Here is a 25,070-nt window from a genome sequence, read left to right as displayed (position 1 = left end):
GGTTCTCCTCATTGATGGACGTGGCGTCGCGCGCGGGGCCGGCGCTGCCGCCGGGCCCGCGCCCGCGGCGGTTAGGCGACCGGGATCGGTGCGTCGACCAGGCTCTGGTTGAAGGCGTTGACCAGCGCGTGCTCGCCGGCACCGGGGTTGTCGCGCAGCGGGCGCACCGCCTCGACCAGCACCTCCTCGGCATCGCTGGCCAGCGCGGCCATGGTCTGCTCGATGAAGGCCTGCAGCGGCATCGCGCGCGGATCGCCGCTGCGGTGGATGAGGTCGGTGTCGACCCACGGCGGCGCGATCTCCTGCACCCGCACGCTGCTGTCGCGCAGGGCGAAGCGCTGCGAGAGCGCGTAGGAGTGCAGCGCGGCCTTGCTCGCCGAGTACACCGCCGTGGACGCCAGCGGCACGTAGGCCAGCACCGAGGTGTTGTGGACGACGGTGGCGCGCGGCTGGCGCTTGAGGTGCTCGATCAGCGCAGCGGTCATGCGGATCGGGCCGAGCAGGTTGGTGTCGACCGTGGCCTGCATCACCGCCTCGTCGATGTCGGCAGCGGCGTCGTCGAACGGCATGATGCCGGCGTTGTTGACCAGGACGTTGAGGCCGGGGAAGTCGGCGATGAGCGTCTCGGCCGCGGCCTGGATCTCGGCGGGATCGGTGATGTCCATGCGGATCGAGCGCATGCCCGGGTTCGCCGCGGTGACCTCGTCGAGCAGGTGCTGGCGACGGCCGCCGATGATCACCTGGTTGCCGAGCCGGTGGAACGCCTCGGCCAGCGCGCGGCCGATGCCGGAGGTGCCGCCGGTGATGAAGATGGTGTTGTCGGTGAGTTGCATGGGATGGGCTCCGTGTCGTGGGTGGCGGCTGTTGCCGTGGCGCCATTCTTGGCCGCGGCGGGAATGGCGCAAATGACGCGTAACCCGCAATTCAGGACATGACGCGAGGAGCCTCCGCGACTGTCGCCGGCGCTACACTCGCCCGGCCGCAGATCGCGGGAACACGCGGAAGAGGACGGCATGGCCGCACGCATCGCACTGGTGGTCTATCCCGGGTTCCAGGTGCTCGACCTGGCGGCGCTGACCGTGTTCGAGCTCGCCAACGAGGCGCGCGCCCGCCCGGTCTACGACCTCGAGCTGGTGTCGCACGCCGGCGGCATGGTGCGCAGCTCGGCCGGCGTCGACATGCAGACCCGGGCGATCGGGCGGCGGCGCTTCGACACGCTGCTCGTCGCCGGCGCGCTGGCGGTGCCGGACGCCGAGCCCGGCCTGGTCGAGGACCTGCGCCGCGCCGCGCCGCGGACGCGGCGCATCGCCAGCATCTGCACCGGCGCCTTCGTGCTGGCCCAGGCCGGCCTGCTGCAGGACCGCCGCGCGACCACGCACTGGGGCCTGGCGCGCGAGCTGCAGCGCAGGCATCCGGCGGTCCGCGTCGAGGAGGACCGCATCTTCGTCGCCGACGACGGGGTCTGGACCTCGGCCGGCATGACCGCCTGCATCGATCTCGCGCTGGCCCTGCTCGATGCCGACGAGGGCGCCCAGCTCGCCAGGCTCGTGTCGCGCAAGATGGTGGTGCACTACCGCCGCACCGGCGGCCAATCGCAGTTCTCGACGCTGGCCGAGCTGGAACCGGGCTCCGACCGCGTGCGCACGGCGCTGGAGTTCGCGCGCGAGAACCTGCGCGAGCCGCTGTCGGTCGAGCAGCTCGCCGCGCACGTGCACTGGAGCCCGCGCCACTTCAGCCGCGCGTTCCAGGCCCAGACCGGGCTGTCGCCGGCCAAGGCGGTGGAGAAGCTGCGCATGGAGGCGGCGCGCGCGCTCATCGAGGACGGCGAGCGCTCGATCGGCAAGGTGGCGCTGCTGACCGGCTTCGGCGACGAGGAGCGGATGCGCCGGGCCTTCCTGCGCACCCTGGGGCGACCGCCGCAGGCCCTGCTGCGCGAGGCGCGCACGCGCGGTGTCGAGCGCACCATGGCCGCGGCGGCGCCCTGAGGCGCACCGCCGCGGCGACGGGATCCCGCAGCGCGGATGCGGTGCGGGATCGCGGCCGAAGCCGCGCCTAGGTCGGGGTCAGGGCGTGGTCCAGCTCGCGCGCAGGCTGAGGCGGGCGAACGCCTTTTCGCCGTGCACGCGCACGTACCAGGTGCCCGCGGCGGGGGCGTCCACGGTGACCGTCTCGTTGTTGCCGGGCCGCGTCGAACGGGCGTCGTACTCGGTGTCGGTCGGTGCCGCGCCGCGGCGGATCGACAGGCCGACGTCGCCGCTGCCGCCGGCGGTCAGCACGCGCAGGCGGGTGGCACCGGCGGGCAGGTCGACGCGGTAGAGCAGCTCGTCGCCGGCGGCGCCGGCGAGGTCGCGCACCAGCACGCCGTTCTCCAGCGGGATGGCCGGCGTCTCCGGCAGCGCGGGCGCGGCGAACAGGTGCAGGCCCGCCTGCCCGGTGGGCACGGCGAGGCGGCCGTCGGCGAGCACGCGCAGGCGGACCGGCGCGTCGCCGCCGAGGTCGGCATGCGCCACCGCGACCGGCGCACCCTCCGCGCGCACGTCCCAGGCGCCGAGGCCGGCGGCGTCGGCGAACCACAGCAGCCCGTCCTGCAGGGCCAGGCGCCCGCCCGACCACGGCTCGCCCGGGACCGCCGCCACGCGCACCGGCTGCGCGGGATCGCTCACGTCGAGCACCTGCACGCCCTGGTCGCAGGCGACGTAGGCGCGGTCGCGCGCGGGTTCGAGCACCACGTCGCTCGGCGCGGCGCAGTCGTCGGTGTAGTGCGCGAGCTGGACTGGCGCGTCCGGGTTGCGCATGTCGAACGCGTAGAACCCGCCGTCGGTGCCGCTCACCGGCGCATAGAGGATTCCGTCGTCGACGGCGAGCGCGAGCGGGTTGTCGGACATCGGCCAGAAGCCGCGGAAGGCGGGCAGCCCGGCGGCGTCGAGGTCAAACACGCCGATGCCCGGCTCGTTGGTCGCACGCACCACGAACAGGTGGCCGGCGTCGTCGGCGACGCTCTCGGCGGCGAAGTCGAAGGGCTCGTAGTCGACCTGCACCGGCGCGTCCGGATCGCCGATGTCCAGCGCATACAGGCCGCTGCCCCAGGAGGAGACGTAGGCGATGTCGCCGACCACGGTCATGGCCTCGAAGGCGCGCGCCTGCAGGCTCGGCGGCAGGTCGGCCTCCCAGCGCGCGACCGGCGCGAGCGTGTCGGCCTCGGCGACCGACAGGCCGTAGGCGTTCTGCACCAGGAGCAGGCGGTCGCCGGCCAGGGCGACGTCGTAGGCGGAGGTCCCGCCCGCCAGGACGACCTCGGCGGTCGCGACCGGCGCGTCCGGCGCGGCGGCGTCGACGCGGACCGCGCGATCGGTGCGGGTGAACAGGAGCATGTCGTCGTCGCCGGCGAGCGCGGCGTCGGTGCCGAGGGTGTCGATGTCGGCGTGCGCGGCGACGAAGGGCGCGTCGGGATCGGCCACGTTCCAGACGTCGAGGCCGTCGAAGCCCATGGTGTAGGCGCGCGCGCCGAGCAGGACCGCCTGGGTCGCCAGCGGGCCGTCCGTGACCTGGCTGCGCTGGACGATGGCCCCCGACGGATCGGACAGGTCGAACACGGTGAACGCGGCGCCGGCGCCGATCGCCCAGGGCGCCGCGAAGTGGGTGCTGAACACGGTGACGCCGTCCACCGGCATCTCGTCGGCGACGTAGGGCATCGCCGGATCGCTGGCGTCGAGGGTGGCCAGGCTGGCGCCGATCCAGCCCTTGCCGAAGCTGCGGATGAAGTGGCCGTCGACCGCCACGCGGCCGGCGGGCGGCGCGGGGATGCCGGTGGCGCTCAGCTGCGGCTCGGAGGGGACCTGGAGGCTGCCGTGCAGCAGGCCGTTGTCGCTGTCGAACAGCACCAGCGCGCCGTCGACCGCGGCGATCGCGGTCAGGGTGCTGAAGCCGTACGGCGCGGGCGCGTCCTGGTCGCTGACCAGCGCCGGCGCGTCGGCGTCGGCCAGCGACCAGGTGGCCAGGCCGGAGCGGCCGTCGGCGCGGCGCCAGGTCGCATAGAGGAAGCCGTCGACGTGGACCAGGCCGCTGATCCGCCCGCGGGCGAGGCCGACGCTGCGCCCGACCGCATCGCCGCCGCCGGCGAGGTCGCGCTCCAGCACGAGGAGACCGCGTCCCATCGGCAGGTAGACGCGGCCGCCGATCTCGACGGGATCGGCGATCTGGCCACCGACGACGGCCAGCGGTTCGAGTTCGAAGGGCGCGGCCGAGGCGGCGGCGGTGAGGGAGGCGAGCGCGGCGGCGAGCGCCGCGACGGGAAGACGTACGTGCACGGGACGGTCCTGGTTGGATGGGGAGCGCCGTCCTCCCCCCGGAACGACGCTGCCTTATAGCGCCTGCACGGCCGCCGCCAGGAGGTCCACGCCCGCGCCGCGCCGGCGCCGGCACGCGCTGACATGCCGCGTGCGCGCCTGCGCAATCCGCCGCGGGTCGCGGACGGACACCAGCCGCGAGCGGCCGCTGGACCGCCGGCCTGCGGCGCGGCAGGATGGATCAATGCCGCCTATCGCCGGCGCCGTTCCCATCGAGGACGCCAGGATGGATCCGGATGCCTGCCGCCAGCTGATCGCCCGCTACGTCGAGGCCTACAACAGCTTCGACCTCACCGCGCTGGGCGCGCTGGTGACCGAGGACGTCCGCTTCGAGAACGTCGTCGACGGCCAGCTCACCGCGGTGACCGAGGGTCGCGACCGCTTCCTCGCGCTGGCCGCGCACTCGCGCGGACTGTTCGCGGCGCGCTCGCAGCGCGTGCTGGCGCTGGCGTTCGAGGGCGAGGTCGCCGTGGCGCGGGTGGCCTTCCGCGGCGTCCTCGCCCACGACATGCGCGACGGCCCGTCCGCGGGCACCCTGGTCGAGCTCGAGGGGCAGACCCTGTTCGGCTTCCGCGCCGGCGCGATCAGCGCGATCGTCGACCGCAGCTAGCGCATGCCGGCAGCGGCGGCGCTCACCTGCGCTTGCCACCGCATCCGCCTCACTTGGACGCATGCGTTCGGTCCGCGTCCTCCTCGCCTGGCTCGTGCTCCTCGCGACCGTCGTGCCCGCCTCGGCACGGCCCTCCGCCACGCTCGACACCGTCCTCGACGAGGCGGCCGCGCTCGCCCCGCTGCGCACCGTGCTGGTCGCCCGCGACGGCGAACTGCTCGCCGCGCGCGGCTACCACGGCGGCGCGGAGGACGCGCCGACCAACATCAAGTCCGCCTCCAAGGTGATCGTCTCCGCGCTGGTCGGAATCGCCATTGACCGCGGCCTGCTCGAGGGCGTCGACCAGCCGATCGCGCCGCTGCTGGCCGATGCGCTGCCGCCGGATCCGGACCCGCGCCTGGCCGACATCACCATCGGCCACCTGCTGAGCATGCAGGCCGGCCTGCGCCGCACCTCGGGGCCGAACTACGGACGCTGGGTGGCGAGCGACGACTGGGTGCGCGCGGCGCTGGCGCAGCCCTTCGTGGACGAGCCGGGCGGGACGATGCTGTATTCGACCGGCTCCAGCCACCTGCTCTCGGCGATCCTGGCGCGGGTCGGCGGGCGCTCGACCCGGGCGCTGGCGCAGGACTGGCTCGGCCCGCTGGACGGCTTCGCGATCAGCGCCTGGGACCGCGATCCGCAGGGCATCCACTTCGGCGGCAACCAGATGGCGATGACGCCGCGCTCGCTGCTGGCCTTCGGCGAGCTGGTGCGCCGCGGCGGCGTCACCGCCGACGGCGAGCGACTGATCCCGGCGGCCTGGATCGAGGCCTCGTGGACGCCGCGCACGCGCTCGGCCTTCACCGGCGACGGCTACGGCTATGCCTGGTTTGCGCGCCGCATCGGCGGCCGGGACCGCGCTGCGCCAGAGCCAGAAGATGGAGGCGGTGGGCCAGCTCACCGGCGGCATCGCGCACGACTTCAACAACATGCTGACCGGCATCATCGGCGCGCTCGACATCGTGCGACGGCGCATCGCCTCCGGGCGCACCGACGGGCTGGAGCGCTTCATGGACGCCGCCTCGACCTCGGCGCAGCGCGCCGCGGCGCTGACCGCGCGCCTGCTGGCGTTCTCGCGCCGGCAGTCGCTGGACTCGCGGCCGCTCGACGTCAACGCGCTGGTGCGTTCGCTGGAGGAACTGCTGCGGCGCACCCTGGGCGAGAACGTCAGCCTGCAGGTGCGCCCCGGCGAGGGCGTCCCGCCCTGCGTGGCCGACGCCAACCAGCTCGAGAGCGCGATCCTCAATCTCGCCATCAACGCCCGCGACGCGATGCCCGAGGGCGGCACGCTGACGGTGACGACCCGCGCCACCGAACTCGACGCCGGACGCATCGCGCCGGGCGTCGACATCGAGCCGGGGCCGTATGTCGTGCTGACCGTGACCGACACCGGCGTCGGCATGCCGCCGGACGTGCTGGAGAAGGTGTTCGAACCCTTCTTCACCACCAAGCCGATCGGCCAGGGCACCGGCCTCGGCCTGTCGATGGTGTACGGCTTCGCGCGGCAGTCGAAGGGCCAGGTGCGGCTGCACAGCACGCCGGGCGCCGGCACCGCGGTCAGCCTTTACCTGCCGGCGGCGGACGTGGCGCAGCACGGCGCACCGCCCGCGGCGGATCCCACGACCGCCGCCCCACGAGGGCAGCGGCGAGACGGTGCTGGTGGTCGAGGACGACGTCTCGGTGCGCCTGCTCGTGCGCGAGCTGCTGCAGGAGCTCGGCTACCGCGTGCTCGAGGCCGGCGAGGCGCAGTCGGCGATCGCGATCCTGCAAGGTCCGGCAGCCATCGCCCTGCTGGTGTCCGACGTCGGCCTGCCCGGCATCAACGGCCGCCAGCTGGCCGAGATCGCGCGGCAGCACCGTCCGGCGCTGCCGATCCTGTTCGTCACCGGCTATGCCGAGAACGCGGCGATCCGCGCCGGCTTCCTCGGCACCAACATGGCGATGATCACCAAGCCCTTCGCCCTGGACGCGCTCGCCGAGAAGGTCGGCGAGATGCTCGCCGCGCAGCCGGCCTGAGCCGCCGGGGTGCGGTCAGCGCCCGCCGAGGTCGAGCCGGATGCGGCCGGACAGCGTCTCGATCGCGATGTCGCCGTCGCCGTCGCCGGCCTGCGCGTCGAGGCTGCTGCCGGGGCCGTACTTCGGGCGGCGCACCTCGCCGACCGGCGACTCGATGCCGCCGCTGAAGCTCGACAGGCGCAGCCGTGCCGACGTCGAGCGCGGCAGGTGCAGGTCGATGCGCCCGCTGACCGTCTCCAGGCTCACCCCGCCGCCCGGCGCGAGGCCGGCGGCGCGGACCGACAGCGGCCCGGAAACGGTCTCGCCGCGGAGTTCCTGGATGGTGCCGAGCGTCAGCGTCACCGGCCCCGACACGGCCTCGGCCTCGACCACGCCGTCGATCTCGCCGCCGACGGTGATCGGGCCGCTGACGGTCTCCACGCCCAGGCGGCGGGTGACCAGCTCGGCCTCCACGCCGCCGCTGACGCCCTCGATGCGCGCCTCGGCGGCGCGTCCGCGCGCCTCGACCCCGCCGCTGACGGTATCGACCTCCAGGCGCCGCAGGTCGACCTCGGCGATGTCGACCTCGGCGCTGACCGCGCTGGCTTCCAGCTCGCTGCCGGCCGGCACGCGCAGCTCCAGCCGCGCACCGTCGCGGTGCCCGCGCCCGTTCGGGTAGACGGCCTTGATGCGCACGCGGTTGGCGCTGGCGTCGATGTCGAGGCGCTCGGCGCCGCCGAGGTCGCCGGTCACGGACACCGCGTCGCGGTCCCAGCCGCGCACGCGGATCAGGCCGGCGACGTTGTCCACCTCGACGCGTCCGCCGCTGGCGAGCGGTCGGGACTCGTCGATGGCGGACTGCGCGAACGCGGGAACGGCGGTGGCCGCGGCCAGGAGCAGCAGCGCCGCACGGGCGAGGACGCGGGTTCGAGAGGTCATGGCGGTCTCCTTCAGGTGAGCGCGGCGGCCGGACCGACGGCGGCGCGCAGGGTGAGTTCGAGGCGGCGCGCATAGGTGCGCTGCAGATGGCCGAGCAGGAAGGTCGCGGACGGTTCGGCGCGGATCGCGGCGAGGATCTCCTGCGCGCTGCGGTCGAGTTCGTCGAGCGCCGGCTGCAGGGCCGGCGAGACCTCCGTCGCCGGGACCGCGGCGAGCGCCTGCCGGTATTCGCCGCGGATGAGCTCGGCCTGCTGCACGAGCGCGGGCGGGGCGGGCGTCGCCACGGGCTCCGGCGCCGAGGCCGGCGTCGGTCCGGTCCGCGGCAGCAGGGCGACGGCGAGCGCGATCGAGGCGGCGACGGCGAACAGCGCGGGCCAGCGCGCACGCCGCACCCGCACGGGCTGCGCCGGCCGCGGCACGTCGCGCGCGTGCGCGGCGACTGCGTCCCAGACGTGGGCGGGCGGCGTCATCTCGCGCGGGAGCGCACGCAGGCGGAAGCGCAGGTCGGTGTCGTCGTGGTCGTTGCTCATGGTCCTTCTCCCAGCCGCGCGCGCAGCAGACCGCGCGCGCGATGCAGTTGTGCCTTGGAGCTGCCCACGGCCATGCCGAGTTCGGCGCCGATCTCGTGGTGCGTCCAGCCCTCGACGTCGTGCAGCACCAGCACCGCCCGCGCGCGCGGCGGCAGGGTCGCGATCGCGCGTTCCAGGTCGAGCCCGGTGGCGGTGCAGCGGCCGGCGCTCTCGATCTGCGCCATGCCGTCCTCGCCGTCCTCGAGATCGCCGCTGCCGGCGCGCGCGCGCAGTTCCATCAGCGCGGTGGTGACCGCGAGGCGATGCAGCCAGGTCGCCAGCGCGCTCTCGAAGCGGAACCCGGGCAGCGCCTGCCAGGCCTTGATGAAGGCGTCCTGCAGCACGTCCTCGGCGCGCGCCGCGTGGCCGCCGCACAGGCGCCAGGCGACGGCGTACAGGCGCGGCGCGTGGCGGCGGTAGAGCGCCTCCCAGGCCGCGACGTCGCCGGCGACGGCCGCGCGCGCCAGGCTGGCGTCGTCCGGGGCGGGCGCGTCGATGACGGGATCGGGCATGAGCACGGCGTCGCTGAGCATAGTCGCTTGGATGCGCCCGGCCGGCGGAGGGTTTAAACGCGGCCCGGCGCCGACGGCGGTTAAACCCTCCGCGCCGACGCCGCATCCAACTTGCGTGCGCGGCGATGGGTCGCGGACGGCGCGATGCGCGCCGGAGCGGACAAGGAACGATCATGCAATCCGGGCTCGGGGCGATCGCCCTGCTGTGCGTGCTGTGGTGCGCGACGCATCTCTTCGGTTGGTCGGTCGAACTGGACGGCAGCGGACGCGGCCTGCGCGCCTGTCTGGTCGACGCCGCGCATGCGCGGGCGGTGGCCTGCCTCACCCGCACCTGCGCGGCATGGACGCCACACGCTGGCCTGCCCTTCGCCGGCGCATCGTCGCCGCCTGCCGCCGCGCCGTTGTGCCTGACGCGGCCCGCCGCCTAGGGCGCCATCTCCCGCTGCTCCCGCGGGCTCACCCAGTCGGCGGGCGGCGTCACCGCCATGCCTGCCTGCTCCAGCAGGATGGCCATGAGTTCCGATTCCGTCCGATCGTCGTAGGCGGAATCGCCCTGCAACGCCGTCAGCGCCGCGGTCCGACGCGGGCCGGTCGCCGACAGGGTCTGGAACTGCTCCATCCGCCACTCCGCCAGACGGCGTCGCGCACGCACGGCGTCGGGATCCGCGGCCAGGTCCAGCAGGATCCGCATGCCGGCGAACTCGTCGATCAGGGTTTCGCCGGACGTCGCCAGCGCCTCGCCGATCGCCTCGCACGGCGCGGCGCGCGCCAGATCCTGCGCCACCGCGTGCTTCGAACACGCCCGCGTCAGGGCCTGGTAGGACGGCAGCATGTGCGCCGCCCACAGCGCGATGGGGGTGACGATGTCGGCGAACGGCGCCAAGTTCGGATCCGTCTCCAGCGCAGCGCGCATCTCGGGCGGAAGCGGCTCGGCCGCCAGTGCCCGCACGTAGTGCCGCAGGAGCGAGCGCGAATGGACCGGCATGCGCCCACCGGCCCGCACGGCCTGCAGCAACGCCGTCTCCGCCGCGGGCGAGGCGGCGCGCTCCAGACCCGCGAGCAGCCCGACCAGGTTCTCCGGATCCAGCTCGCGGATGCGAGCGCCGATGCGCTCCTGCAGGGTGTCGTCCATCGACGCCATCAACATCAGGAGCGCGTGCGTGAGCGCGACCGGATCGGTCCAGGCGACGTCGACCTCCGCGGCGATCGCGGTGCTGCGCGCCGGGTCGTCGCTGCTGGACGTGCGGCCGGGCATGTCGCGCAGACGCAATGCCATCATCCGTTCCACGGGGTCTTCGCTGGCGGCGAGCCGCGCCTGCAAGGCGTCGTAGTACCCCGCCATCGCGTGTTCGGCCGCTTCCACGGCCGCGCCCCCTGCGTCGCGCGGCCCGTTCGCAACCTCCAGCACCGCGATCCGGCACTCCGATTCCTGCACAGCCGGCAGTTCCGCATACGCGCGGTACTCCTCGCGCAGCCGCGCCTCCTCGGCCGCGGTGGGCGCCTCCACCGCATCGCCCGCCGCCGGCAGCCACGGCGCGGCCGCCGCCACGCCTGCGAGCAGCACCGTCCAAACCCGCTTCGTATGCATGCCACCTCTCCTTGTGGGACAGCGCCACCCTGCACTGTCCGGACCGTCGCGGATGTGCCGCAGGTCAGGGCGCGGTGGCCCGCACTTCGATCTGCCGACGACGGCAGCTGGCCGGTACTTCGGTGCCGATGCGCGATCGCCCGCGCCCGGAGCATCCACCGGTGACGTGACGTCGCTTCCCGCCGCTTCTCGCGAATACCTCGCCTCCAGCTGTCTCGCCGCCAGAAGTCAGCGCGCGTCGGCCCGCTCGTCCCACGACCGCCAGCCGGGCGGCGGTTCGGCGGCGACGCCGTGCTCTGCGAGGATGTCGGCCATCGCATCGACCTCGGTGCTGCCCGGGCGCATCAACAGCCGCGCGAACCGTGCGGCGTCGTCGTCGAGGAGGAAGCCGGATTGCAGCATCCGCCACTGGAACATGCGCTCCGCCCCGGCGATCTCCACCATCGCGCCCGGATCGTCTTCCACGGCACGCCACAGGCCGAAGCCGATGTTGCGGGTCAGCGCGGTCTCCGCGCGCAGGGCCATCGCGCGTGCGATGGCGCGGCAGGGCTCGCGTCGCGCGGCCGCTTGCGCGGCGTCCCTGCAGGCGCCGAACAGCGGCATGAAGGATGGCATGGCGGTGGCGTGCAGCAGCGCGAACGCCGCTTCGACCGTCGGGCCTGCGGTCGCCGGGCCGGCGATGGCGGCGGGCGGCGGGTGGTCGGCGAGGACATCGATGTAGAACGCAAGCTGCGACGAGTAGCCTTCGCTCGGCCCTTCCGCCACGCGTGAGGACAGCAGGATCCGGTCGGTTTCGATGGCGTCGCCGTGCGCGGCCGCCAGCGCATGGAGCAGCGCGTGCACGCTGGTCGGCTCGACCGCGACCAGGCGCGCCGCCAGCTCCCGCCGCACCGCGGCCTCGCCATCGTCCAGCGCGTTGAGCAGCATGCGCAGCGCGAGCGGGTCGTCGCCGGCGGCGGCGGCCAGGTTCGTGGACTCCGCGGGGGAGCCGTCTTCGCCGAGGAACAGCCGCCCGACCTGCAGCCCGAGAATGCGTCGGCGCACGTCAGCGTCCCCGGCGAGGCTGGCGGCGACGGTTTCCCACCAGGGGATCAGCAGCGCGATATCGCCTGCGGCGCTTTCCTCGCCTTCCCCTGCGGCGGCATCCGAGGCGTGCCGCTCGATGCAGATATTCCGCAGCGCAGGGGTGGCGACCGCAGCGCAGTAGTCGTCGGGCCAATGCGGCTCGCTCGCCCCGGCTGGCCCGGCGAGTGCCGGCGACATGCTCGACAGCGCGAGCGCGAGGATCGATCCGATCTGTCGTTGCATGCCACCTCTCCCTGTGGGACAGCGCCAGCCTGCACCGGCCGGACCGCCCCACGGATGTGCCGCAGGTCAGGCCCGGAGGCGCGTCATTCCTGCTCGTCGCGCTCCCGGCGCGAGCGCCAGTCGGCGGGTGGGTCGAGCGCTGCGCCTTCGCGTTCGAGGAAGGCGCGGGCGTTGCCGGATTCGGTGGTGCCGGGCGTGCGCATGGCGGTGAACCAGGCGTGCAGCCGGTTCTCGCGCCGCGCCGGGTCGGCCATCAGCGCACCGACCTGCTCCTGCTGCCATTCGATCCGGCGCATCGCCGCCTCGAGCCTGGCCACCGCGTCGGGATCGGCGAGGAGCTGGCGCAGCACGGCGAAGCCGACGGTCTGCACGATCACCGTGTCGCCGGTCTCGAACAGGCTGCGGCCGAGGGTCTGGCAGGCGCGGTCGCGGGTGGGATCGTTCGCCACCGCGGTCGCCGCGCAGGCCCGCATCAGCGGGCGCAGCGGGGGCACGTCGCGGGTCCACAGGGCGAGCGCCGCGGTCTCACCGGCGAGGCGGGCGCTGACGCCGGGCGCGGCGGCGAGCAGCGCCGGCGGCAGCGGATGGCGCTCGGCCAGGCGCGCGTACATGTCGAGCGAGGCGGCGGAACGCCCCTGCAGCGGCGTGTTGGATGCGGCATCGACGATGCGCTCGGTCAGCAGCGCGGGATCGTCGCCGGCGGCGGCGATGCCCTGCAGCTGCGCGACCAGGCCATGCGGATCCAGTTCGAGCAGGCGCGCGACCAGGCGCTGGCGCAGGTCGGGCAGCCCGTCGAGCGCGGCGTTGGCGATCAGCAGGGCCAACGCCTGCGGATCGTCGCCGGCGGCCTCGGCCAGCGCCTCGACCCGGGCGCGGTCGACCGGCTCCGGCTCGCGCCCGGCCGCGGCGGCGGCGAGCGTGGCGTAGTCGAGCGCGAGGATGCGGTCCAACGGCGAGGCGCTCGCCGACAGCGACTCCGCGACCGCGCCGTAGTAGGCCGCCGCGGCGTCGGCGGCGCTCGTCTCGGCGGCATCGGCGGGCTCCAGCGGAACGTCCTGCGCGGCGGCCGGCAGGGCCAGCGCCAGGGCGAGCGCGAGCAGCGCGCGGCGGATCGGCATCGTCGTCATCGGGGTCATGCTCCGTGGACGCCGGCGCGCCCGAACCACAGGGCCAGCGCGATGCCGGCGAACACCGCCGCGCCCACCCAGTTGTTGTGCAGGAAGGCGCGGAAGCAGGGCCCGCGCTCGCGGCGCCGGCAGATCCAGAACTCCCACGCCACGCAGGCCGCGGCCACGCCCAGGCCGCCGAAGAACCAGGGGCCGAGGTCCGCGCGCGTGCCGACCAGCGCGAGCGTGGCGAAGGTGGCCACGTACAGCAGCGCCTGCGCGGCGAGGTCGGCGTCGCCGAACAGGATCGCGGTCGATTTCGCGCCGACCTTGAGGTCGTCGTCGCGGTCGACCATCGCGTACCAGGTGTCGTAGGCGGTGGCCCACAGCACGTTGGCCAGCAGCAGCAGCCAGGCCAGCGCCGGCACCGTGCCCTGCACCGCGGCGAAGGCCATCGGGATGCCCCAGCCGAAGGCGATGCCCAGGTACACCTGCGGGAAGTAGGTGTAGCGCTTGAGGTAGGGATAGCTGGCGGCCAGCACCACGCCGACCACGCTCAGCAGCACGGTGAGGCGGTTGGTCAGCAGCACCAGGCCGAAGGCGACCAGCATCAGCACCGCGAACACCGCCAGCGCCTCGCGGCCGCCGACCGCGCCGGAGGCGAGCGGGCGGTCGCGGGTGCGCTCGACGTGCGGGTCGAGCCAGCGGTCGGCGTAGTCGTTGATCACGCAGCCGGCGGAGCGGGTCAGCCATACCCCGGCGGTGAAGATCGCCAGCAGGTGCCAGGGCGGCAGGCCGTCCGCGGCCAGCCACAGCGCCCACCAGGTCGGCCACAGCAGCAGCAGGGTGCCGATCGGGCGGTCGCCGCGCACCAGCAGCCAGTACTGGCCGAGCCGCGCGCGCAGGTCGAAGGGCGGCGGCGCGGGCCGCTCCTGGAAGCGTTCGTAGGACATGGGGCGCGAAGGCTAGCACCTGGGCCGCCGCGCCGCGGTGAGGCGCCGGCTCAGGCGCGCGCGGGCCCGGCGCCGGGGCGCGGACGCATCAGCGGCCACATCGCCGCGACGCCGAGCAGCGGTCCCGGCACCAGCACCAGGAACACCCAGCGCCAGCTGCCCAGCGCGGCCGCGAGCAGCGGCAGGATCCAGATCGTCGCCACCGTCAGCAGGAAGCCGAGGCCGAGCTGCAGGGTCAGCGCGGTGCCGACGGTGCGGGGGTCGGCCCGCTCGGTGACCAGGGCGGAGAACTGCGCCGAGTCGGCGATCACGCTGGCGCCCCAGACCATGGCGATGGCGAGGAACACCGCCGGCGGCGCCGCATGCGCCCAGCCGGCGGCGATGCAGCAGGCGCCGGACACGGCCAGCGCGATGGCGGCGGTGCGCGCGCGGCCGATGCGGTCGCTGGCGAGGCCGCCGGCGATGCAGCCGGCCAGTCCCGCGGCGATCGCCACGAAGGTCAGCAGCGAGGCGGTGCGCGGGTCGCCGCCGCTGGCGACGGCGCTGGCGGCGAAGGTCGCGAACCAGGCCCACATCGCGTACAGCTCCCACATGTGGCCGAAGTAGCCGAGCGTCGCCAGCACCACGCCGCGGTTGCGCAGGATGGCGCCGACGTCGCCGAGCCGCACCCGCGCCACCGGGAACGGGTACGGCCCCTCGCGCACCAGCAGGCCGACCACCGCCGCGCCGGCGAGCGTCGCCACGGTGCTGGCGGCGATCACCCGCTGCCACTGCGCGCCACCGAAGGCGTTGACCAGGTGCGGCATCGCCGAGCCGATGGTGATCGCGCCGATCAGCACGCCCAGCGCCAGGCCGCGGCCGCGCACGAACCAGGTGGCGATGAGCTTCAGCGCCGGCGGATACACCGCCGCCAGGCACACCCCGGTGGCCATCCGTGCGGCGAGGAGCTCGGCCGGCGACCGCGCGAGCAGGACCAGCGCGTTGGCGAGCGCCGCACCCACGGCGGCGCAGACGATCACCCGCCGCACCGGCACGCGGTCGGCCAGGCCCGACAGCGCCGAGACCAGCGCGCCGAGCACGAAGCCGAGCTGCACCGCGATCGTGAGCCAGGCCGCGAACGAAGGCCCGAAGCCCCAGGCCTCGCGCAGCTGCGCGATCACCGCGGTGGCCGAGAACCAGGGCGTCATCGACAGCACCAGGGCGAGGGCGAGCAGCGCGAGCGCGCGCCAGCGATGCCTGTCGTGCGGTTCCTGCTGCGCTGCCACGCCGTCTCCCGCGGATGCCCCGGGCGACGCTAGGGCCGGCGCCACGCGGCGGTCAATGCGACCTTCCGCGCAGGACCGGCCGGGCGACGCGCTCAGGCGAGGGCCGCGAGCACCGCGATCGGCGGCGTGGCTTGGAGCGCGAGGCGCCCGTCGGACTGGAGCGTGCCGCCTTCGAGCGTGCGCCAGGTCCGCGCGCCCCCGGGCAGCACCACGTGGGTGTCGCCCCAGAGCCCCTGCGGCAGCGCCGGTCGCTCGAGATGGACGCCGGCGGCCTCGGCCAGCGCCAGCGGATGTCGCGGCACGACCACGACCACGCGCGCGTCGCCGCGTTCGCGGGCGAAGGCGATGACGTGGCCGGCCTGCGCACCCGCGACCGCGAGCGGGCGGTAGCCACCGCGCGCGAACAGCGCCGGCGCGCGGCGGCGTAGGTCGAGCAGGCGTGCGACCAGGCGCTGCTTGATCCGTCCGTCCCGCCACCGCGACAGCAGCTCGCTGTCGTCCGCGGCCTCCGCCAGCGCACGCTCGCGGGCATCGAAATCCACCGGCCGCCGGTTGTCCGGATCGACCATCGAGAAGTCCCAGAACTCGGTGCCCTGGTAGAGGTCGGGCACGCCCGGCGTGGTCAGGCGCAGCACCACCTGGGCCAGCGAGGACAGCGCCGCCGCGGGCGCGATGCGCGCGACGAAGGCGTCCAGCGAGGCCAGGAACTCCGGCTGCGAGCCGTCGAGCAGGCGCCGCAGGAAGGCCTCGCAGCCGTCCTCGTAGGGCTCGTCGGGGCTGGTCCAGCGCGAGCGGCGCTTGCCCTCGCGCAGCGCCTTGCGCTGCCAGCCGGCGAGGCGGTCGGCGAGCGCGTCGCGACCGTTGGCGTCGTCCACGCGCAGGTCCAGCGGCCAGGCGCCGACCAGCATCTGGTAGAGCATCAGCTCGTCCTGCGGCGCCGGCGCGCGGCGCTCCGGGGTGTCGATGCGCAGCACGTCGTTGCGCGCGCGCCACTGCCGCACCTGGCTGGTCCAGTCCCCGGCGATCTCGCTCAGCGCGGCGATGCGCAGGCGCAGGTCCTCGCCGCGCTTGTGGTCGTGGGTGGCGGTGGCGAGCAGGTTGTCGGGGACGGTCTCCGCGCGCGCGGCGCAGGCGGCATGGAAGGCCTCCACCGCCAGCCCGATGTGCTGCGGCTCGGCGCCGACCTCGTTGCGCGACAGCAGCCGTCCGTAGCGGTAGCCGGCGGTGTCCTCCACCGCCTTGGCCGCGACCGGCGAGGTCGCCTGCTGGAACATGCGCAGCGCCCGCTCGCGGGCGTGGCGCACGGGACCCGGCGGCAGCGCGCGCAGCGGCTCGCCACCGAGCCAATCGGCGACGCGCTCGAGCAGCGCCTGGTCCTCGATCCGCACGCGCTCGCGCGCGCCGGCCAGCGCACGCGCGAACACCGCCTCGTCGACCGCGTCGCGGCCGAGCACGCCGATGTAGGTGCGGTACACCGGGAAGTGCACCAGGATCTCGACCAATACCCGATGCAGGGCGGCGAGGCTGACGTCGCGGGTGGCGAGGTCGGCGCGCGCGGCGTCGAACAGCGCGCGCGCGGTGCGGCCGAGTTCGGCGACGAAGCTGTCGACCAGGATCTGGCGCCGCGCGTTGCGCGCCTGGGTACCGAAGTCGCCGCCGTCGCTGACGCTGCGCCACAGCGCGTCCAGCGCCGGCTCGCCGCGGGCGTCGTGCAGCACCGCGGCGGCCTGGTCCATGAACTCGTAGCCGGTGGTGCCGTCGGTCTCCCAGTCCGTGCGCAGCGACTCGCCCTCGCCCAGGATCTTCTCGACCAGCACGTAGGCAGGCCCCTTCGGCGCATCCGCCGGCCGTTGCTTCTCGAGCGACGACAGCCGGCGGCGCAGCTTGCGGCAATAGCCGCGCGGGTCGGCGAGGCCGTCGACGTGATCGCAGCGCACGCCGTCGATCAGGCCTTCCGCATACAGCCGGAAGATGGTGGCGTGGGTGTCCTCGAACACCGGGTTGCGCTCGATGCGCAGGCCGGCGAGGTCGTTGATGTCGAAGAAGCGACGGTAGTTGACCAGGTCGCTGGCGAGCTTCCAGTGCACCAGGCGGTAGTGCTGGCGCTCGACCAGCGCGTGCAGGCGCGCACGGCCGGCCTCGTCGCCCGGGTCGTGCGCGGCGACGGCGCGCTCGAGCGCGGCGCGCAGGTCCGGCTCCGCGGCCACCGCCCCGGCCAGGGCGCGCTGCGCGGCGGCGAAGGCGGCGGCCTCCATGCGACGGCCGGTGAAGCGGCCGAACGCGTCGACCGCCGGGTGGCCCCCGGCATCGGTCAGCGCCTGCGCGTGGCTCGCCGGCGACAGCGGCAGCACGCTCTCGTAGAGCCGCAGGCCCAGCGCGCCGGCGTCCGCGTCGAACTGCAGCCGCAGGTCGCCCGCGGCGAGCACCTCCGCGTACGGCGCCCCCAGATTGGGCAGCAGCAGCTTGCCGCGCACCAGCGGGTCCGGCGCGCGCCAGTCGATGTCGAAGTGCCGCGCGTAGGCGCTCTCGCGGCCCCAGCGCAGCACGTCCATCCACCAGCCGTTCTCGCTGCCCACGCCCATGTGGTTGGGGACGATGTCGAGGATCAGGCCCATGCCGCGCTCGCGCAGGCCGGCGACCAGGCGCCGCAGCGCGTCCTCGCCGCCGACCTCGGGGTCGATGGCGTTGCAGTCGACCACGTCGTAACCGTGCATGGAGCCGGCGCGCGAGGTCAGCAGCGGCGACGCGTAGACGTGGCTGACGCCGAGTGCGGCGAAGTAGTCGAGGCGGGCGAGCGCGGCGTCGAGCGGAAAGCCCGAATGGAACTGCAGGCGGACGGTGGCGCGGGGGGCGGTCATGGGCGTGCTGGGGTGGCCGGATCGCGGTCACGGTGCGCGAGCCGGCATGACGCCGGCGTTCGCACGGCGCGGCGACCTTGCTGAAGTCGGGCTGTCGGCCCTCGCCCGCGGACCACGCTCCGTTGATCGATGCCGGCGCAGCGTGGGGTGCCCTTCCCCCACCGGAGCGCAGACATGGCCCATCGCAACGACGACGACCGCGACGACCAGGGCGCGTGGGGCGGCCGCGACTTCGCGCCCGAGCAGGACGGCGACGCGCCCCGCCACGGCCGCTACGAGCACAACGACTACCGCCCCGGCAGCGGCGACTGGCGCGGCCCGACGGCGGGCGTCGCGCGCGGCGGCGCATCGCGCGATCCCGGTCCGAACCGCCGGGGCGGCGGGCGCGGCGAGCCAGGCGCGGGGCGGGACTACCGCGACGAGCCGCGCTACTACCGCGGCGTCGACTTCGGCGGCTTCCACGGCCACGACGACGAACATGCGATGGACGAGCTCGAGCACCGCCGCGGCCACGGGCGCGACCGCGGCGACGCCGGTGCCTACGGCGAGGGCGGCCTGCGCTTCGGCGACGGCGGGCACGGACGGCGGCCGGAGGCCGGCGACTGGAGCGGCTGGGGGCACGGGCATCCCGGCGCCGGCGGCAACCGCCCGCCCGGTCCGGGCGACCGCGGCCACGCCGGGCGCGGGCCCAAGGGCTACACCCGCTCGGACGAGCGCATCAGCGAGGACGTGTGCGAGCGGCTCACCCACGATCCGCTGGTCGACGCCAGCGAGATCGAGGTCAAGGTCGTCGAGGGCGTGGTCACCCTGGAAGGCACGGTCGGCGACCGCCGGATGAAGCACCGGGCCGAGGACATCGCCGAGAGCTGCAGCGGCGTGCGCGACGTCGACAACCGCGTGCGCGTCCGCCAGAAGATGTCCGGCGGCACCACCGAGTAGAGGCAAGGCCGGGCCGCGATCCCGGTGCCCGCCGGGATCGCGGCGCGCTGGTGGTCAGGACGCGCTGCGCCGGCCGCGCCCCTGGGTCAGGGCATCGAGCGTGGCCTGGGCGATGGGCGTGGCGACGATGCCGGCGGCATCCGCAGGCAGGCGGCGGCGCCAGTTGGGATGCCCGTCGTCGGTCGGCCCCGGGAGGTTCGGCTGTTCGACCAGGCCCAGCACGTCCTCCAGCGGCAGCAGGGCGAGCGGCGCCGGCGTGGCGGCGATGGTCGCCGCGCAGGCCCGCGCGAACGGGTGGCCATCCCAGTCCTCGGGCGGCGCACCGGCCGCGATCTCGGCGCGGTCCATGGTCTCCCACAGCGCGACCGCGTCGGCGCGGCGCTCGGCGTATTCCTTCACCGGGTCCTCGGACAGCCCGAGCCGTTCGCGATGGCGGATGTCCTGCCCGCGCCACCAGCCGGCGGCGGTGGGCAGGTCGTGGGTGGTGGTCGTGGCCATCGCCTGGTCCGACCACTGCCACGGCATCAGGAAGGTGCGCGGCCAGTGCCGCTCGAACCACAGCACGCGGATGCCGAGGATGCCGTCGGCGGCGAGGGTGTCGCCGAAGCCCTCGGGGATCGTGCCGAGGTCCTCGCCGATGGCGATCGCGCGGTGCCGGTGCGACTCCAGCGCGATCAGCCGGCGCAGGTCCTCGAACGGGTAGTCGACGTAGGCGCCGTCGTTGGCGCCGCCGCCGTGCGGCACCAGCCACAGGCGCTTGAGCCCGAGGATGTGGTCGATGCGCGCACCGCCGGCGTGGGCGAAGGCGGCGCGCAGCATGGCGCGGAAGCCGGCGAAGCCGGAGGCGCGCAGGCCGCGCGCGGAAAAGGTGGTCAGGCCCCAGTCCTGGCCCTGGGCGTTGAGCAGGTCGGGCGGCGCGCCGACCGATACGCCCTGCAGCATCTCGTCGCGGTGGCTCCAGGCCTGGCTGCCGCCGGGGTCGGAGCCGACCGCGAGATCGGCGATCAGGCCGATCGCCATGCCCGCCTCGCGCGCCGCGCGCTGGGCTCCGTCCAGTCCCTGCGCAGCGAGGTACTGCAGCCAGGCGTGGTAGCCGACCTCCGCCGCATGCTCGGCCGCGAACGCGGCGACCGCGGGCGAGGCGGGATCGCGGAAGTCCGGATCCCATCCCTGCCAGCCGCGCACTTCGCCGTGGACGCGGGCGAAATGCAGCTGCAGCGCCTCGAAACGCGCGTGGCGTTCCAGCGGCTCGCCGGCCTGCGCGCGCCAGCGGGCGAAGTCGGCGGCGGCCTGCGGGTGGCGCGCGAGCTGCCGGTACAGCGCCCGCATCGCGGCGTGCCGGTGCGCGGCGACGCCGGGCCAGTCGACGGTCTCGGCCGCCTCGAGCGCCGCGGCGCGGGCGAGGTGCCCGTCGTCGACGAATTCGCGCAGCGCCTCCGGCCCCAGCGCCCGCGCCGGATCCACGTGCAGGGTGTTGAGGAACAGCCGGCTCGACGGCGAATAGGGACTGAAGCGCTGCGGTGCCGCGGCGAACATGGCGTGCACCGGGCTGATCGCCATGGCGTCGAGGCCGCGCGGCGCCAGCGTGCGCACGTGCTCCTCCAGCGCGGTGAAGTCGCCAACTCCGGCGCCGCCCTCGCGGCGCAGCGAGTAGAGCTGGGCCGCGCTGCCGGCCAGGCGCGCGCCGGCACCGGCGGCATCGGCCACCCCGAAGGCACGCTGCGGAGCGACGGCCAGTTCCAGTTCGGTCTCGTCGATCCACAGCCGGTGGTAGCCCGGCCGGTCCACCGCCGGCAGCGACCCGCCGGCGCGGCCTTCCGCGAGCGCGGTGCCGTCCTCGGCGACGAGCTTGAAGCGCTTCGTGCCGGCCGGCAGGCGCAGTGCCGGCGCCTCGCCGACCCGCGCGGTCACCAGCGCCGGCAGGGTACTGCCGCTGCGCTCGGCCTCGATGCGCGCGCGGCTGTCGGCGATGTCGGCGTCGCTGCCGGCAGGCAGGTCGAGGATGCCGAGCACGCGGCGCAGCACGTCGGGGGCCACGCGCTGCGGTTTGTCGAAGGCGTCGCGCCAGTCGATGCTGATGCCCGCTTCGCGGGCCAGGGCGGTCAGCGCGTCTTCGCTCATGACACCGGCTCCAGGTGCGCCAGCAGGGTGCAGGGGTCGAGCACGCCGTCGCGCGGGCTCTCGGTCTCCAGCGCGGAGATGGCGCTGGCGCGGCCCCAGATCCAGCGCCCGGCGAGGCTGTGCGCGACCTGCGCCCGCACCGGCTCGCGGCCGAGGTTGCAGTAGATCGCCAGCACCTGGCCGTCGCCCATGCGCCAGCGCGCCACCACCGCCTTCGGGCCCAGGGCACGGGCGCCCAGCGGGCGGGCGCCGCGCAGGCGCGGGACGATCTCCACCGCGCGCAGCGCCAGCAGCGAGCGGGTGAGTTCCAGCGCGGCGGCGTTGGCCGGCGCCTCGGCCTCGGCCGGGTCCGGGCGCGAGGCGGCGAAGGTCGACGCCGCGTTCGGGTCGGGGATGCGCGCCCGCGCCTGTTCGTCCTGGAAGGCCGCGAAGTGCCGGAACTCGCCGCGCCGGCCCTCGCGCACCGCGTCGGCGAGTTCGTCGTGGTAGTCGACGAAGAACTGGAACGGCGTGCGGCTGCGCCACTCCTCGCCCATGAACAGCATCGGCACCTGCGGGCACAGCAGCAGCAGGGCCATGGCGTCGTCGTAGACCTCGTCGTCGATGAGGGTCGAGAGCCGGTCGCCGAAGGCGCGGTTGCCGACCTGGTCGTGGTTCTGCAGGAAGCTCACGAAGCAGGTCGGCGGCAGGTGTGCGGAGCGCTCGCCGCGCGGCGCATCGTGCACCGTCGTCTCGCCCTGGTAGGCGAAGCCCTCGCCGAGCACGCGGGCGAAGTGCGCGGCGGGCTCCTCGACGTAGTTGCCGTAGTAGCCCTCGCTCTCGCCGGTCAGCATCACGTGCAGCGCGTTGTGGAAGTCGTCGTTCCACTGCGCGTCGAACAGCATCGCGCCCTCGGCGTCCGGGCCAAGCAGCGAGGCCTGGTTGTGCTCGTTCTCCAGCACCAGGTGCACGTGGCGTCCCGCCGGCACCGCCGCGCGGACGCGCGCGGCCAGGCCGCGCAGCCAGTCCGGGTCGCCGATCGCGTGCACCGCGTCGAAGCGCAGGCCGTCGATGCGGAACTCCTCCAGCCAGTACAGGACGTTGTGCAGGAAGAAGCCGCCCACCTCGGGCCTGCGCATGTCGATGGCCTGGCCCCAGGGCGTCGGCACGTCGCTGCGGAAGAACTCCGAGGCGTAGCTGCCGAGGTAGTTCCCGTCCGGCCCGAAGTGGTTGTAGACCACGTCCAGGAACACCATCAGGCCGTGCCCGTGCGCGGCGTCGACCAGCGCGCGCAGCTCATCGGGCGTGCCGTAGGCCGCGGCCGGGGCGAACGGCAGCACGCCGTCGTAGCCCCAGTTGCGGGTGCCGGAGAAGGCGTTGACCGGCATCAGCTGGATCGCGGTGACGCCGAGTTCCGCCAGCCGCGGCAGCGCCGCGGCGACGCCGGCGAAGCCGCCCATCACGCCCGGGTGCAGCTCGTAGAGCACGGTCTCGTGCCAGGGACGGCCGCGCCAGTCGGCGTGGCGCCAGGCGTAGCCGCGCGGGTCGACGACCACGCTCTCGCCATGCACGTCGCCGTGCTGGGCGCGGGCGGCGGGATCGGGCACGGCGAGGTCCGGATCGATGCGGAAACGGTAGCGCGCGCCTGCGCCGGCCTCGGCCTCCAGCCGGTGCCAGCCACCGTCCTCCGCCCGCATCGGCAGGCTGCGGGCGCCGTCGCCGGTGTCGAGCTCCAGCACGACCGCGTCGCGGTCCGGCGCCCACAGGGCGAAGCGGGTGCGGGCGGCGTCGAGCACCTCGGCGCCGTAGGGCATGCGATGCAGGCTCATGAACGGTAGTCGTCGACCAGGGCGGAGAGCAGGACCAGGGCATGCGCCTGCACGTCGACCGCGCCGGCGCCGAGGCGCCCGCGCGGCGTCTCGGGCGCGGCGCTGTCGATCTCGCGCATCCACGGGAACTGCGGCGCCGGCAGCTCGAAGCGGCGATCCTCCTCGCTGCCGTTGATGAGGGTGAGGGTGACCTCGACGCGGCCGTCCTCGCGTTGGCCGGCACGGCGCACCGCCAGCAAGCGGCCCTCGTGGAAGTGCCAGTCGCTGTCTTCCATCGCCTTGCCGGCTTCGTCGAACCAGGCGATGTCGCGCACGCCGGGCAGCGGCTCGTCGCTGCCGTGCAGGAAGCGCGAGGTGGACAGGGTCACGAACTCGCGGCGCAGCGCGAACAGGCGCGCGGTGAACGTCGCCAGGGCGCGCCCGTCCGGCGACCCGGCCTGCCCCCAGTCGAACCAGGACAGCTCGTTGTCCTGGCAGTAGGCGTTGTTGTTGCCGTCCTGGCTGCGCCCGAACTCGTCGCCGCCCAGCAGCATCGGCGTGCCGTTGGAGACCGCGAGCGTCGCCAGCATGGCGCGCGCGACGCGGGCGCGGGTGGCGTTGATCGCGGCATCGTCGGTCGGGCCCTCGACGCCCCAGTTGCGGCTCTCGTTGTCGTTGGCGCCGTCGTTGTTGTCCTCGCCGTTGGCCTCGTTGTGCTTCTGCTCGTAGGCGGTCCAGTCGGCCAGCGTGTAGCCGTCGTGGGCGGTGATGAAGTTGACCGACGCCCACGGCCGCCGGCACTGGCGGTCGAACAGGTCGGCCGAGCCGCCGAGTCGTGCGGCCAGCGCCGGGCGCAGGCCGGCATCGCCCTTCCAGAAGCGGCGGATGTCGTCGCGGTAGCGGCCGTTCCACTCGCCGAAGCCCGGCGGATGGTTGCCCAGCTGATAGCCGCCGGGGCCGATGTCCCAGGGCTCGGAGATCAGCTTCACCCCGGCCAGCACCGGGTCCTGGCGCATCGCCTTGAACAGGCCGTTGTTGGGATCGAAGCCGTGCGGCTCGCGCCCGATCGAGACGCCCAGGTCGAAGCGGAAGCCGTCGACGTGGAAGGCCTCGACCCAGTAGCGCAGCGAGTCCATGACCAGCTGGATCACGCGCGGGTGCGAGGTATTGACCGTGTTGCCGGTGCCGGTGTCGTTGAGGCAGTGGCGCAGGTTGTTGGGCAGCAGGCGGTAATAGCTCAGGTTGTCGAGACCGCGGAAGCTCAGCGTCGGTCCCAGCTCGCTGCCCTCGCAGGTGTGGTTGTAGACCACGTCGAGGATCACCTCGATGCCGGCGGCGTGCAGCGACATCACCGCCGAGCGGATGCTGTTGAGGCCTTCCTCGCCGAGGTAGCGCGGCTCCGGCGCGAAGAAGCCGAGGGTGTTGTAGCCCCAGTAGTTGGCGAGCTTCTTCTCGACCAGGTAGCGGTCCTGCACGAAGCTGTGGATCGGCAGCAGCTCCAGCGAGGTGACGCCGAGCTTGACCAGGTGGTCGATCACCCGGGGATCGGACAGCGCGGCGAAGGTGCCGCGCTCCGGCGGCAGGATGTGCTCCATGCGCTGGGTCAGGCCCTTGAGGTGGGCCTCGTAGATCACCGTCTTCGACCACGGAATCTCCGGCCGCGCCTCCTTGCGCCAGTTGAAGCTGTCGTCGACGACCACGGCCTTGGGCATGGCCGCGGCGCTGTCGCGGCGGTCGAAGCTCAGGTCTGCCTTGGGCGCGTTGATGCGATAGCCGTAGAGCGAATCGGTCCAGCGCACCTGGCCGTGGATCAGCTTGGCATAGGGATCGAGCAGCAGCTTGTGGTGGTTGAAGCGATGGCCCTCCTCGGGCCGGTACGGGCCGTAGGCGCGGAAGCCGTAGAGCTGGCCGCCGCGCACGTGCGGCAGGTAGCCGTGCCACACCTCGTCGGTGCACTCGGGCAGCTGGTAGCGCGCGATCTCGCGGCGGCCGGTGGCGTCGAACAGACACAGGTCCACGCGCGTGGCATGCGCGGAGAACACAGCGAAGTTGGTTCCGACGCCGTCGCAGGTCGCGCCGAGCGGGTGGGCGACGCCCGGGAGCATGCGTTCAGGACGGGTGGGCATGGGGAC

The 25,070-nt window shown here is 74.4% G+C and carries 18 protein-coding genes and 2 pseudogenes; 6 read left to right on the top strand and 14 right to left on the bottom strand.

Annotated elements, in window-relative coordinates; translation table 11 throughout:
• Positions 1 to 71: 71 nt before the first annotated feature.
• The gene (locus tag KB893_RS09390) at positions 72 to 833 is read right to left on the bottom strand and encodes an SDR family oxidoreductase (RefSeq protein ID WP_211924946.1); all 762 of its coding nucleotides are present in this window, start codon (positions 831 to 833) and stop codon (positions 72 to 74) included.
• Positions 834 to 1,013: 180 nt separating this feature from the next.
• Between KB893_RS09390 and KB893_RS09385 the strand changes: the two genes are divergently transcribed.
• Complete coding sequence (locus KB893_RS09385; RefSeq protein WP_211924945.1) at positions 1,014 to 1,985, top strand: GlxA family transcriptional regulator; 972 nt, start codon at positions 1,014 to 1,016, stop codon at positions 1,983 to 1,985.
• A gap of 78 nt (positions 1,986 to 2,063) precedes the next feature.
• On the opposite strand, the gene KB893_RS18710 is transcribed toward KB893_RS09385, so the two are convergent.
• Positions 2,064 to 4,307, bottom strand: a complete 2,244-nt coding sequence (locus KB893_RS18710) for a pre-peptidase C-terminal domain-containing protein (protein ID WP_211924944.1) — start codon at positions 4,305 to 4,307, stop codon at positions 2,064 to 2,066.
• 223 nt (positions 4,308 to 4,530) lie between these two features.
• Between KB893_RS18710 and KB893_RS09375 the strand changes: the two genes are divergently transcribed.
• The 3 genes and pseudogenes from KB893_RS09375 to KB893_RS09365 form a co-directional block, all read left to right on the top strand.
• Positions 4,531 to 4,956, top strand: coding sequence for a nuclear transport factor 2 family protein (locus KB893_RS09375; RefSeq protein ID WP_246505544.1), 426 nt, complete (start codon positions 4,531 to 4,533; stop codon positions 4,954 to 4,956).
• A 61-nt stretch (positions 4,957 to 5,017) separates the two neighbouring features.
• Positions 5,018 to 5,788 (top strand): annotated as a pseudogene (locus KB893_RS18810) (serine hydrolase domain-containing protein); the annotation flags it as partial.
• Between the two features lie 19 nt (positions 5,789 to 5,807).
• A pseudogene (locus tag KB893_RS09365) lies at positions 5,808 to 7,014 on the top strand (ATP-binding protein); the annotation flags it as partial.
• Positions 7,015 to 7,029: 15 nt separating this feature from the next.
• On the opposite strand, the gene KB893_RS09360 reads toward KB893_RS09365, so the two are convergent.
• From KB893_RS09360 to KB893_RS09350, 3 genes are read right to left on the bottom strand one after another with little or no spacing between them, the layout of a single operon-like run.
• A complete protein-coding gene (locus KB893_RS09360) occupies positions 7,030 to 7,932 on the bottom strand; it encodes a DUF4097 family beta strand repeat-containing protein (RefSeq protein WP_211924943.1) in 903 nt (300 codons plus the stop codon).
• 11 nt (positions 7,933 to 7,943) lie between these two features.
• A complete protein-coding gene (locus tag KB893_RS09355; RefSeq protein WP_211924942.1) occupies positions 7,944 to 8,462 on the bottom strand; it encodes a hypothetical protein in 519 nt (172 codons plus the stop codon).
• Positions 8,459 to 9,034: an RNA polymerase sigma factor gene (locus KB893_RS09350; protein WP_211924941.1), complete on the bottom strand. Its 576-nt coding sequence runs from the start codon at positions 9,032 to 9,034 to the stop codon at positions 8,459 to 8,461. Before KB893_RS09350 ends, KB893_RS09355 begins: the two co-directional genes overlap by 4 nt.
• Positions 9,035 to 9,186: 152 nt before the next feature.
• On the opposite strand from KB893_RS09350, the gene KB893_RS09345 reads away from it, so the two are divergent.
• Positions 9,187 to 9,441 (top strand): hypothetical protein, encoded by a 255-nt coding sequence (locus KB893_RS09345; RefSeq protein WP_211924940.1) that lies wholly within the window; start codon positions 9,187 to 9,189, stop codon positions 9,439 to 9,441.
• Here KB893_RS09345 and KB893_RS09340 read toward each other — a convergent pair.
• From KB893_RS09340 to treY, 6 genes are all read right to left on the bottom strand, one after another.
• Entirely contained in the window at positions 9,438 to 10,601 is a 1,164-nt protein-coding gene (locus tag KB893_RS09340) for a hypothetical protein (RefSeq protein WP_211924939.1), read from the bottom strand. The genes KB893_RS09345 and KB893_RS09340 overlap by 4 nt on opposite strands.
• A 228-nt stretch (positions 10,602 to 10,829) precedes the next feature.
• Entirely contained in the window at positions 10,830 to 11,909 is a 1,080-nt protein-coding gene (locus tag KB893_RS09335) for a hypothetical protein (RefSeq protein ID WP_211924938.1), read from the bottom strand.
• Positions 11,910 to 11,992: 83 nt separating this feature from the next.
• Complete coding sequence (locus KB893_RS09330; protein ID WP_211924937.1) at positions 11,993 to 13,036, bottom strand: hypothetical protein; 1,044 nt, start codon at positions 13,034 to 13,036, stop codon at positions 11,993 to 11,995.
• 5 nt (positions 13,037 to 13,041) lie between these two features.
• Entirely contained in the window at positions 13,042 to 13,968 is a 927-nt protein-coding gene (gene ubiA / locus KB893_RS09325) for a 4-hydroxybenzoate octaprenyltransferase (RefSeq protein ID WP_211924936.1), read from the bottom strand.
• Between the two features lie 50 nt (positions 13,969 to 14,018).
• Complete coding sequence (locus KB893_RS09320) at positions 14,019 to 15,233, bottom strand: MFS transporter (protein ID WP_211924935.1); 1,215 nt, start codon at positions 15,231 to 15,233, stop codon at positions 14,019 to 14,021.
• A 92-nt stretch (positions 15,234 to 15,325) separates the two neighbouring features.
• Positions 15,326 to 18,091, bottom strand: a complete 2,766-nt coding sequence (gene treY / locus KB893_RS09315; protein WP_211924934.1) for a malto-oligosyltrehalose synthase — start codon at positions 18,089 to 18,091, stop codon at positions 15,326 to 15,328.
• A 174-nt stretch (positions 18,092 to 18,265) separates the two neighbouring features.
• Here treY and KB893_RS09310 point away from each other — a divergent pair, with 174 nt between their 5' ends.
• A complete protein-coding gene (locus tag KB893_RS09310) occupies positions 18,266 to 19,030 on the top strand; it encodes a BON domain-containing protein (protein WP_211924933.1) in 765 nt (254 codons plus the stop codon).
• Positions 19,031 to 19,084: 54 nt separating this feature from the next.
• Here the strand turns inward: KB893_RS09310 and malQ are convergent, their stop codons facing one another.
• From malQ to glgX, 3 genes are read right to left on the bottom strand one after another with little or no spacing between them, the layout of a single operon-like run.
• Complete coding sequence (gene malQ / locus KB893_RS09305; RefSeq protein WP_213173628.1) at positions 19,085 to 21,151, bottom strand: 4-alpha-glucanotransferase; 2,067 nt, start codon at positions 21,149 to 21,151, stop codon at positions 19,085 to 19,087.
• Positions 21,148 to 22,959 (bottom strand): malto-oligosyltrehalose trehalohydrolase, encoded by a 1,812-nt coding sequence (gene treZ / locus KB893_RS09300; protein ID WP_211924931.1) that lies wholly within the window; start codon positions 22,957 to 22,959, stop codon positions 21,148 to 21,150. The genes malQ and treZ overlap by 4 nt, the downstream gene beginning before the upstream one ends.
• A complete protein-coding gene (glgX, locus tag KB893_RS09295) occupies positions 22,956 to 25,064 on the bottom strand; it encodes a glycogen debranching protein GlgX (RefSeq protein WP_213173627.1) in 2,109 nt (702 codons plus the stop codon). The genes treZ and glgX overlap by 4 nt, the downstream gene beginning before the upstream one ends.
• Positions 25,065 to 25,070: the final 6 nt, after the last annotated feature.

Origin of the sequence: Coralloluteibacterium stylophorae (assembly GCF_018122625.2) — a bacterium.
GTDB lineage: Bacteria > Pseudomonadota > Gammaproteobacteria > Xanthomonadales > Xanthomonadaceae > Coralloluteibacterium > Coralloluteibacterium stylophorae.
This window is presented reverse-complemented; position numbering and strand designations above follow the sequence as displayed.

Excerpts from the sequence above, each read along its gene's own strand:
- KB893_RS09390 (WP_211924946.1), bottom strand. The coding sequence starts at position 833 with ATGCAACTCACCGACAACACCATCTTCATCACCGGCGGCACCTCCGGC.
- treY (WP_211924934.1), bottom strand. The coding sequence starts at position 18,091 with ATGACCGCCCCCCGCGCCACCGTCCGCCTGCAGTTCCATTCGGGCTTT.
- KB893_RS09350 (WP_211924941.1), bottom strand. The coding sequence starts at position 9,034 with ATGCTCAGCGACGCCGTGCTCATGCCCGATCCCGTCATCGACGCGCCC.
- KB893_RS09375 (WP_246505544.1), top strand. The coding sequence starts at position 4,531 with ATGCCGCCTATCGCCGGCGCCGTTCCCATCGAGGACGCCAGGATGGAT.
- treZ (WP_211924931.1), bottom strand. The coding sequence starts at position 22,959 with ATGAGCCTGCATCGCATGCCCTACGGCGCCGAGGTGCTCGACGCCGCC.
- KB893_RS09345 (WP_211924940.1), top strand. The coding sequence starts at position 9,187 with ATGCAATCCGGGCTCGGGGCGATCGCCCTGCTGTGCGTGCTGTGGTGC.
- KB893_RS09355 (WP_211924942.1), bottom strand. The coding sequence starts at position 8,462 with ATGAGCAACGACCACGACGACACCGACCTGCGCTTCCGCCTGCGTGCG.
- KB893_RS09330 (WP_211924937.1), bottom strand. The coding sequence starts at position 13,036 with ATGACGACGATGCCGATCCGCCGCGCGCTGCTCGCGCTCGCCCTGGCG.
- KB893_RS09340 (WP_211924939.1), bottom strand. The coding sequence starts at position 10,601 with ATGCATACGAAGCGGGTTTGGACGGTGCTGCTCGCAGGCGTGGCGGCG.
- glgX (WP_213173627.1), bottom strand. The coding sequence starts at position 25,064 with ATGCCCACCCGTCCTGAACGCATGCTCCCGGGCGTCGCCCACCCGCTC.
- KB893_RS09385 (WP_211924945.1), top strand. The coding sequence starts at position 1,014 with ATGGCCGCACGCATCGCACTGGTGGTCTATCCCGGGTTCCAGGTGCTC.
- KB893_RS09360 (WP_211924943.1), bottom strand. The coding sequence starts at position 7,932 with ATGACCTCTCGAACCCGCGTCCTCGCCCGTGCGGCGCTGCTGCTCCTG.
- ubiA (WP_211924936.1), bottom strand. The coding sequence starts at position 13,968 with ATGTCCTACGAACGCTTCCAGGAGCGGCCCGCGCCGCCGCCCTTCGAC.
- malQ (WP_213173628.1), bottom strand. The coding sequence starts at position 21,151 with ATGAGCGAAGACGCGCTGACCGCCCTGGCCCGCGAAGCGGGCATCAGC.
- KB893_RS09310 (WP_211924933.1), top strand. The coding sequence starts at position 18,266 with ATGGCCCATCGCAACGACGACGACCGCGACGACCAGGGCGCGTGGGGC.
- KB893_RS09335 (WP_211924938.1), bottom strand. The coding sequence starts at position 11,909 with ATGCAACGACAGATCGGATCGATCCTCGCGCTCGCGCTGTCGAGCATG.